This is a genomic window from Neorhizobium sp. P12A, from assembly GCF_008365395.1.
GTDB lineage: Bacteria > Pseudomonadota > Alphaproteobacteria > Rhizobiales > Rhizobiaceae > Rhizobium.
In genome coordinates this window covers 1-8,277 of the sequence record NZ_QOVX01000052.1, presented here as the reverse complement: position 1 = coordinate 8,277, position 8,277 = coordinate 1, and the positions used below count along the sequence as shown (strand labels likewise).

Below are 8,277 nucleotides of genomic sequence, written 5' to 3'. Positions count from 1 at the left end.
TCGTCTTTAGAATCAGTAGCTTGATCTAAAGTATACCTGAAACCGCCGGGCTTTGCCCGCCGATGTATCGCGATTCCGTCAATAATTTCAGCGATTTACCGTTTATGGATGGGCACTAGCTAGTGGGACAAGTGGGGCACGACACGCTGACAAAGCCGTCAATCGACCCTGCCAACCCGCAACCGCTTGAAACCTCGTTGTTCGGCAATTTGCTTTTCGAGTTGCTTGTCGAGATCTTTTGGTTCTCGCTCCGGCTCTATGACGCGCCATTCGCGCTCAAGTCGTTCGAACACGTGAAGCGGTATCACAGCTTGCCGCATTGGCTCCTCCTGGTTGCATTGCGCAGATAAGCCAGGATCTTGGCACTTTGCAACTGAACTTCAGGATGAAGGTAAGAAATTAACCTTAATCCGCTGCGTACCATTTCGGCCGAAATTTGCTGCCAATGCTTGGCTCAGGAGTGTGGGGCAACTCGCCACCTCCACGCTCGAACAAAGGCGCGAGATGGCCGTAGCGCCAGCTTCTATAAGTCATCCTGATCACACGCGGTGCGAAGATCGCAGCAGCGATGGCGGTAAGGGCTACGGACAAGGCGATCCTGGGCATTGGCGGTCAACTCTTTAATTGAAGCCCTAAAAGTATCTCACATTTCAGGAAAAACTGTGACAGTAATTTAGGAACGTCTCAATCATCCACGGATGTGGGTGACCGCTGCCAATCGGTAAAGCTTCCCCCGGGGCAGCGGTCTGACCTCGCCAAGATCGAGGCCGCTGTCGTAGATATGCGCCCTGCGAAATTTTCAAGGGCGGGCTCGCCTTACTCTTTCGAGCAGGGGGATAAGCGAGCCCCGTGTCCCTTGTTGGGAGGACGTGGAGGTTTGGACGGAGGGGAGCGATATTGCAACCCTGAAACAATAGGGTTTACTTATTATTCTTACCCACTCGCCCCGCGATAACCGAAACTGCTTTTGACGCTCGGGTCGAAGTTGCGAGATAATCGTGCCGACAGGATAGCAGATATCCATGAACTTCCTTCGTGTCATCGCCTTGGCGCTCATACTGTTAACACTGCTTGGTGCGGCCTTGGTACGCATCCACATTGATCCCGTGCTCGGCTACTGGGCAATCGGCATTCGCTTTGTCGTGTTTGCGGCAATTAGCGCTGTCATTGCCAAGATTGTGCCGGGGAAGGCGACAGTTGCCATTGTTGCAAGCATTTTGCTTGCGGGCGGCGCAGTCGGCCTACGTGAGGTCTTTATGGGATCGCAGGTTGCCGGAGTGAATTTGATCGCAGCAGTAACGGGATCGGTTTGGGGGGCGGCAATGGCCCATGGAGTGAGAAAGAACTTTCTCTAACCCACCCACGCCCTAACCAAGGGTGGGGGTGATTATTGCCTTAGCCTGCTCTGCGACGAGAAAATCCTTGCCAAATGAAAAGTGCAATCTTGTACGGCAAGACAAAGCGAAAAAGCGCGGGATTGTTTAAACGTTGCTCATTGTGCGGGCCGATGTATCGGATGATCAGACCGGGACCGATCGGAAAAAGAGCAATCAAAGCGAACGCCCTAGTTTCAGGCGAGGCGACAATCAAGGCAGCAAGAAGTAGCAAAAGAAATGCTCTATAAATCCTCAAGTGCTTTGCAAGCAACTCAGCTACCATGTTGATTCCATCTTCTATCGTGGCTTCGCTATTCGTAGAACGATTTTGTTAGACTTGCACTCGCCCGCTTATAGGTGGGGGACTTCCATTTGAAGAGGAATGCCTCGGCTGCTGCATTCTTGCGGCTCTGTTTTACTCGGCATAACGACGTGATCAGCACGGGAAATTCTCGCCATATTGGGCGTGGAACTGCAGTATTTTCTGAACCAGATTGATTTCTGTCGTAGCTACCTTGCTCTTCTCGAAAGATAGAACCGCTGCCGGCTTTCCGGTGCAGGCCCTACGCTTCGCCTTCATTACAGGGCCGTAGACAAAGACATAGTGATTTAGGTCGACGCAGTTTGCCGGTGCAGTAGAAATAACGTTACCGTCGGCATCACAGCTTTGCGTATAGTGATAGCTTCGGGCAGTTGCAGCAAGCCGATCTAACGCCGCCGTCTCACTGAACATGTCCCAGAAGAAGTAGCCACCGACTGCGAGCACTCCGAAGAGCGTGCCCAGCCTCATAAGGCCCAATGCTATGGTCGGTCCAGTTTCGTCGCCTTGCATGGTCCTCCCCAGAATTCGTTAGCGACTGCTTTGGTGCATAATTGCCACCCACACCCGAAGTATGACTGACACCGGGCAGGGGTGGGTTCTACGAAGATATAGCCACTTCTAACCGCATATAGGGCGGGCATTATCAAAGCTCAGTAAATCAAGAAAAGTTTTCCGATAGTGGGCCGCTTTTTCAATACAAGCGTATATGGGTCATAGAGATCTGCTCCCGAAAAAAGATCAAACTCTGCCGTTCCTTTAGCCTGCGTTGAAGAGCGACCGTAAAGAAAGGAGCATTGGGGAGTGCAGGCGATGGTAATTTGATCGTCCTCGTATAGCTGCCTGTCCGTTGTTATTGTGAGAAGAATACTGGGATCTGTGTTATTCAAGATCGAGCATTCTCGACCCGATATACAATCGACATCACCAAGGATCGGCTGTTTTCCGTCCAAGATGAGTGCGAGTTTAACGTGAAATTGCAATGGGGCTGACTCGACTGCGTTCGACGTAGCCGAAAAAAATGCCAGCGCCGCAAACGCGAGCAGGCTTCCCAGGATACGGCCCGCCATCGATAGCCCTTTCGTCACCGAGTCTCAGTCACCCTATTGCATCCCCCCAAATTTGTCAGCAAGCGGCTCTGCCCTGCGCTGATGCCGCCGAAAGTGGCAACCCTCATTACCGAGCCGTAGCGGCACCGACACCCCAAGTATGTTCGTTGGCCGCCATCTTCTCGAGCCAGTCTTCGTCGATCGTTCCGAAATTTTTTCGAAGGCGGAGATGTCCTAAGTTGAAAAATCGATACATCGGTGCAATTTTCAAGTGATCCAGTCCTGGCTTTACCATTTCGCTGACCGCCGAGGAGAGATGACAAATCAAATGTTGCCTTGGGTGATTGGGCCAGTCCCCCTCATTGGAACGATTTTATCTGCTGCTGTTTTTTTGGGGAATGTCATCACTCGAAAGGGATTAACTGTTGGGTCGTTGTTCGCTAGCATTGTGTTGACCGCGTTTATTGTTGGCTATGCGGAATTGGTAACGCAGCCGCCATTGCAGCCGTGGCTGACTATTGCGCTTGCTCAAGTCGCCGGCGTGCCGATACTGGGGATTTTTTTAGTCGTCCTCAGATCTGTTCAGGCTAACCGAAAAGCGCTGCGAAATCCAGATTGGGGTCCGCTTCGAAACGGCATCTGGAAAGCCGTTGCGTTTCTTGCTCTCTGGAATGGACTTACAATTCTTTTTTTTAATACTGGGTGCGACGATCTAACTTACTCAGCCGATTATGAAAAATGCTACACCGGCGAGAAGATCCTCGGAATGCATGGACCTTTTCTAAATGTGTTTATCGTCGTGCTATTTGGCGTGCCATCGCTTTGCATGATCGGATTCGGAATCATTGGCTCGTTTTGGAAGCAGCGCCAAGACGCTCGCAAAGCCGCCACGCTAAGTGATCAACGTATCGGAGAGGTCCGGGACGACACTACGAAGCCGCCACCCTGACAAAGGGTGGGGACTGCATCAAGATTTACTTGCGCGATCGCGCGACCGGCTGAAGATTAGAATGTACAAAGGTTCAACCAAGAATACTTGGAAAAGGAATACAAAAAGCAGCACCAGCGGAACAGCCACATAGTTTGCGTTGCTGAACCAAATAATGACAAATGTAATCGCGCTAAACGATAGCAGCCCCAACCACATTTTTGGGCTGGTTAGTTTGCGCTTTGCTTCACGCTCGCGCTCCTTTTGTACTTCGTCTACCTGCGGCATCGATCTTGACTTTTCAGCGATTGAAATGATTCACCGAGATGAGGACAAGGATTCCGCAATCTTGTGTAGCAAATGCCGCCAATGACTGCCTCGGCCCAGTGCAAATTGAAATCCTTAGCGAGGCCAAATGGTGTAAGAACGCGGGTTTACCAAACGTATTTTCGACCCCGCCAGAAACAGACCTCGTACGCACCGAATAGCAAGCCAAGCCAATGGCACGTAACCCGCAAGGGTGGTGAACGTCAGCCATATCCGAAGGCTCGTTATTTCGGCGTGAATCTTTTCGTGCATTAGGAACAGCGTCGCCGCGCCAATAACGAATAAAACGGCCTGTATCACGAAGTAGGCGGCTGCAGTGCGATACTGCATTTCATAATGAGACCTTTCCCAATCATCTCCGTCGTAACGCCTCCTCTTGGAGAAGATCATCGCGACTATCTGAATGGGAAAGAAGAGAATACCGAACAACAGGATGGCGTAGATCGATGGAACCCCGCCTGTTTTCTTGACTACCACTTCGCTCATTGTAGGCAACCTTTTTCATTTTAGGTCGGGCAATGAATTTTAACTACAACTTCAAGGTTAAATATTGATAGCCAATATCGGCGAATTTGTCCTCGCCAAAAGCTTGACGCCCCTTGGGCGCGACAAATTCGGAGATGCCAAGCTATTGGCGCAATGTTGCCGTGACCGACACCCGTCACGAGGGAGAGTAGACTGGAAATTCTAAATCCAATACTCTCCTAGGATCTGAGAGCCCGTAGCTTAGCGAGTAGAGCGCTGTTGGTGGAAACTCCAGCAGAGGCATCGGTTCGAATCCGATCGGGACGCCAACGCGCCAGCTGACAGTAAGGGGGTGACCGCTGCCAATCGGAAAAGCTTCCCCCGGGGCAGCGGTCTGACCTCGCCAAAATTGGGGTGTCATCATTTCGGTACTGTGTCCCGGAGTGCCGCGGACTTTTCATCCTGTAGCACAAGGCCATCAAAATCCTTTTTGCTAACGTCCTCCACTGTAATTAAAGGCTCAAACGAATTCGCGCACGTACGCGTGTTATAAATAACGCTGAACTCGTATAAATCAGACATATGGCCGTGAGAAACATCCGAAACCGTTGGAAGCAGGGCTATTGCACATCCTCTTTCCTCAGGGGCGAACCAGCCGAAAATCGCCGGCGAGTAGATAGTCTCAGTGTGCGAACACGAAATATCGCCATAGATCTGACGCATCGCCAACTGGGGATATTTTTTAGCCATCACTTCTTTGGCGTACTGCTTTTCGTCGAATCCTTCGCATGATGGATCTTTGGCGCATCCGACAACTTGAGCGCAAAGCAGGGCGGCAGAGATGAGCTTCAATGACGTTTTCAGCAAAGGACGCACAGCTCCAAAGAAACCAACACACTACCTTTACATGAAAAAATCGCGGATGCACGACCTGTGAGGTGGTGGTGGGTGAATTAGAGATCAGAAAGCCAGTCGCCCTAACCAAGGGGGTGACCTATTTCCAGTCGCGCCACCAAACGACATAACATCTAGGTAGCAATGGCAATTCTGTGGAGCATCCAGTCAGCGAGTAGCCTTTGGATGCCATGCAATAATCTAGATGCGTGTTGCTCAGATCAGTGACGATATGCGCTTCCAAAGCTCTCATTTTACATTCTGAATAAGCGCCATAACGGGAGTTTTCGGACCAAATTTCACCGACGCCGTATAGCAGGCCAAACGCTATGAGGGACAGTAGTGATGTACCCAGCAGTTTGAGGGCTACATCGAAAGTGCCTAGAATTTTCATATTTCCTCCCCAAGAAGGCCTAACGGAAAATAAAAAAGAACTGAGATTGATGCAATCGCCGCTAACCACCCCGCCTCAAATATGGGTGGAATGGATCTTCCGTACTATATCGAATACAGAGGCGTTTCAGAAAGTTGATGTCCGGCATGATCGAAGACAAACCAACAGCCATTCGTCGTGCGGCTTCGCTGATCAAAATCCTATGGACGGTTTCGATCATCACGGCAGCAACCGCCGTAGGTGCTTACTTCGGCTGGGAAAGCCACGGCTTGGTCGGAGCGTTGGCATTAGGATTCGTTGGCCTGGTAATTGGCGGTTTTCTCAGTTCGCCATCGGCTCTCTTGCAGGTGCTATCTTGAAACCCGCGACGCACTCGCCGAACACTGATGTCTGATAATTCAGATGCATAGGCCGCGTTTGGTGGCCTTTGCTACCTAGTGCCGCGCATTGGCGATGGGGGGCGAGTCATCGCCGTAACTGATCCCGCTGATAGCTCTAACTTTCATCAGCTTTGCAAGGAGGCTCTCCAATTTGGATTGATCTGTCCGCTGAGACACGGCGAGGCTAATTGCAACTTCCATCGCCTGCCGCCCGGCTTGGCTGTTCACGCTATGCCGATTTTCCTCACACCAACGCCTAACCGCACCGGTCACGATTTCAATCTGATCATCTTCGAGGGAGAGTAGGTTCAGGAGAGACATAGCGGTACTCCTCTGTGTTGGGCGGGAGCACGTATAAACTCTCAAAAGGCCCAGCCGGGAAATGCAATGGAGGCCTACGGGGCGAAGTGTAGCGCAGTTATCGGCTACGACAAGGCGATTGCGGCATAGTTAATGTCATCTGATGAAGGGCACCAAACCTTACGTTAAGTCGGGTGAGGGGCCGCCGCCACAACTCAATACCCGAGGCAGCGACCCTACTCTTGCCACCCCTTGCGATAGCGAGAGAAAATATACTGCCGGAAATCATCCGATCCGCCTATCGGACCGAAGTCTGACGCCGGGGCAGGACCGTGGCGGTGGGCGGGATGTATTCCTTCCGTTCGATTATCGTTCTCGATATCGCTCGTTGGTCTAATTTAGGGGTACTCCTAAAGAGGTAGGCCTCACGGAGAGACGCCTCAGGAAGGGGTGGGGGCCGTTCGAACCTTAGGTCGCTGGAGCCATCGAGACTCTGCGCGCTCAACGGACTGGGCTTCAGAAGGCGCACAGAGATTCGCGTTTGCGATGAACAAGCAACCTGGTTCTGCGTTCACCTCTACCACGGCGTATGAGGATGCCCCATGGACAATCCAAAAGTTGCGACGGTAAAAGTTCGGCTTCCTGGCGAGGGTGCTTATCGCGAGTTGACATCGATAGAGGACTTGGCTGACGCCTTGATGAAAGAATGGCCTTTCGAAGTATCCTCTCCGGCTCGATATAGGGCTCGGGTCAAGTGCCTTGATGCTATGAATGGGCTTTGCGGGCCGGAAGATGCCAGGACCGCCTTTATAGCTGCATGTCGTGAGGCAGGTATCGACTTTGTCTGCTGATGGTCTGTCTGCTTAAAACGGCGATCCGAATTTTAACGTCTTTCAGAAGGCCTGAGCTTACACCGGGATTTCGATGGTTGCGGTGAAACCGCTGCTGGGGTAGGCAAATACCACGCTGCCACCCAGATGGTGAGTGGTGGTATAATTTCCCTTAGATAACTAATTTCTGCATATCTGCGACGCTAATGCGGCCGAATCAAATTTCGATCATTGCAGGAGAATTTGGATGGACGGTACAAGTCGTGGAAAATGGCTTTGTTACCGAGCAAACCTTCACGGTTGAGAAGCATGCGATGGCTTGGGCAAGCGGTCAGCAGATCCGGCTTGAACTACATGAAATCGACCATCAGGAGAATACAGAGCGGTCCACATCACCCCGCCATCCTAATGACAGGCCGTAGGAGGGGGGGCTGTCCAGCATCGATCGCCAGCTGGTACCAGCGGCCAGGATCTGACGGCTAATCTCGGGGAACATCCTTATAAGGCTGGTCTTGCGGATATTCTTCTTTGTTGGGGCCTTCGAATATGCTCGGATTTAATCTGAGCGTGCTACCTTCGAGACCTTTGATCTTGACCATGATCCGCCACGGGTTCTCGTCCGAAAATCGCAGGTAATAGGTGTGGATCACACCATCGTCGTCCTCAAAACCTTCCTCATAATGCAACTGACCGAGCTCTTCGACCGTGATTCCTAGTTCCCTCGCAATTAGTTCCCTATTCTGGTCGACAAACATTGCTTTTCTCTCATTAAACGGCTCTGGGGCGGTCCCGGCTGTTACATGTCTAGCGGCGTGAAGCGTCGAGGAGGCTGGCTTAAAGCGGCTTATCGCCGTGCTCCGCGGATTCTTCGGGTGGAAGGTGAGCCAGGCACCTCGGTGAATGCTGGTGGAAACAAGGGCACCTGGCTCTGCTTACATGGGGACATAAGCAAAGAATCAAATCGCCTTCGGCCGGAAAGTTCCCGACAGATCCGGGTCTTTTTATGGTTGTCTGT

Annotated in this window: 11 protein-coding genes and 1 tRNA gene; 4 read left to right on the top strand and 8 right to left on the bottom strand. The window is 51.7% G+C overall.

The window, feature by feature from the left end; all coding sequences use genetic code 11:
* Positions 1-158 precede the first annotated feature (158 nt).
* On the bottom strand, positions 159-320 hold the full coding sequence (locus DTW90_RS37505; RefSeq protein WP_188080193.1) for a hypothetical protein: 162 nt from the start codon (positions 318-320) through the stop codon (positions 159-161).
* A 702-nt stretch (positions 321-1,022) separates the two neighbouring features.
* Here DTW90_RS37505 and DTW90_RS36625 point away from each other — a divergent pair.
* Positions 1,023-1,355, top strand: coding sequence for a hypothetical protein (locus DTW90_RS36625; RefSeq protein WP_149345003.1), 333 nt, complete (start codon positions 1,023-1,025; stop codon positions 1,353-1,355).
* Positions 1,356-1,395: 40 nt separating this feature from the next.
* On the opposite strand, the gene DTW90_RS36620 is transcribed toward DTW90_RS36625, so the two are convergent.
* Together DTW90_RS36620 and DTW90_RS36615 are read right to left on the bottom strand one after the other, a co-directional pair.
* Entirely contained in the window at positions 1,396-1,659 is a 264-nt protein-coding gene (locus DTW90_RS36620; RefSeq protein ID WP_149345001.1) for a hypothetical protein, read from the bottom strand.
* 153 nt (positions 1,660-1,812) lie between these two features.
* Complete coding sequence (locus DTW90_RS36615) at positions 1,813-2,208, bottom strand: hypothetical protein (RefSeq protein WP_149344999.1); 396 nt, start codon at positions 2,206-2,208, stop codon at positions 1,813-1,815.
* 852 nt (positions 2,209-3,060) lie between these two features.
* Here DTW90_RS36615 and DTW90_RS36610 point away from each other — a divergent pair.
* Positions 3,061-3,693, top strand: coding sequence for a hypothetical protein (locus DTW90_RS36610; RefSeq protein ID WP_149344997.1), 633 nt, complete (start codon positions 3,061-3,063; stop codon positions 3,691-3,693).
* Positions 3,694-3,711: 18 nt separating this feature from the next.
* On the opposite strand, the gene DTW90_RS36605 is transcribed toward DTW90_RS36610, so the two are convergent.
* Together DTW90_RS36605 and DTW90_RS36600 are read right to left on the bottom strand one after the other, a co-directional pair.
* Entirely contained in the window at positions 3,712-3,960 is a 249-nt protein-coding gene (locus tag DTW90_RS36605; RefSeq protein WP_149344995.1) for a hypothetical protein, read from the bottom strand.
* Positions 3,961-4,074: 114 nt separating this feature from the next.
* On the bottom strand, positions 4,075-4,485 hold the full coding sequence (locus DTW90_RS36600) for a hypothetical protein (RefSeq protein ID WP_149344993.1): 411 nt from the start codon (positions 4,483-4,485) through the stop codon (positions 4,075-4,077).
* A gap of 229 nt (positions 4,486-4,714) precedes the next feature.
* Between DTW90_RS36600 and DTW90_RS36595 the strand changes: the two genes are divergently transcribed.
* Positions 4,715-4,793: transfer RNA gene (locus DTW90_RS36595), tRNA-OTHER, on the top strand.
* Between the two features lie 91 nt (positions 4,794-4,884).
* On the opposite strand, the gene DTW90_RS36590 is transcribed toward DTW90_RS36595, so the two are convergent.
* Positions 4,885-5,316 (bottom strand): hypothetical protein, encoded by a 432-nt coding sequence (locus DTW90_RS36590; RefSeq protein ID WP_149344991.1) that lies wholly within the window; start codon positions 5,314-5,316, stop codon positions 4,885-4,887.
* Between the two features lie 573 nt (positions 5,317-5,889).
* Here DTW90_RS36590 and DTW90_RS36585 point away from each other — a divergent pair.
* Positions 5,890-6,111, top strand: coding sequence for a hypothetical protein (locus DTW90_RS36585; RefSeq protein ID WP_246665193.1), 222 nt, complete (start codon positions 5,890-5,892; stop codon positions 6,109-6,111).
* Between the two features lie 75 nt (positions 6,112-6,186).
* Here the strand turns inward: DTW90_RS36585 and DTW90_RS36580 are convergent, their stop codons facing one another.
* Positions 6,187-6,453 (bottom strand): hypothetical protein, encoded by a 267-nt coding sequence (locus DTW90_RS36580; RefSeq protein ID WP_149344990.1) that lies wholly within the window; start codon positions 6,451-6,453, stop codon positions 6,187-6,189.
* Between the two features lie 1,288 nt (positions 6,454-7,741).
* A complete protein-coding gene (locus DTW90_RS36570) occupies positions 7,742-8,017 on the bottom strand; it encodes a hypothetical protein (protein ID WP_132528519.1) in 276 nt (91 codons plus the stop codon).
* Positions 8,018-8,277: the final 260 nt, after the last annotated feature.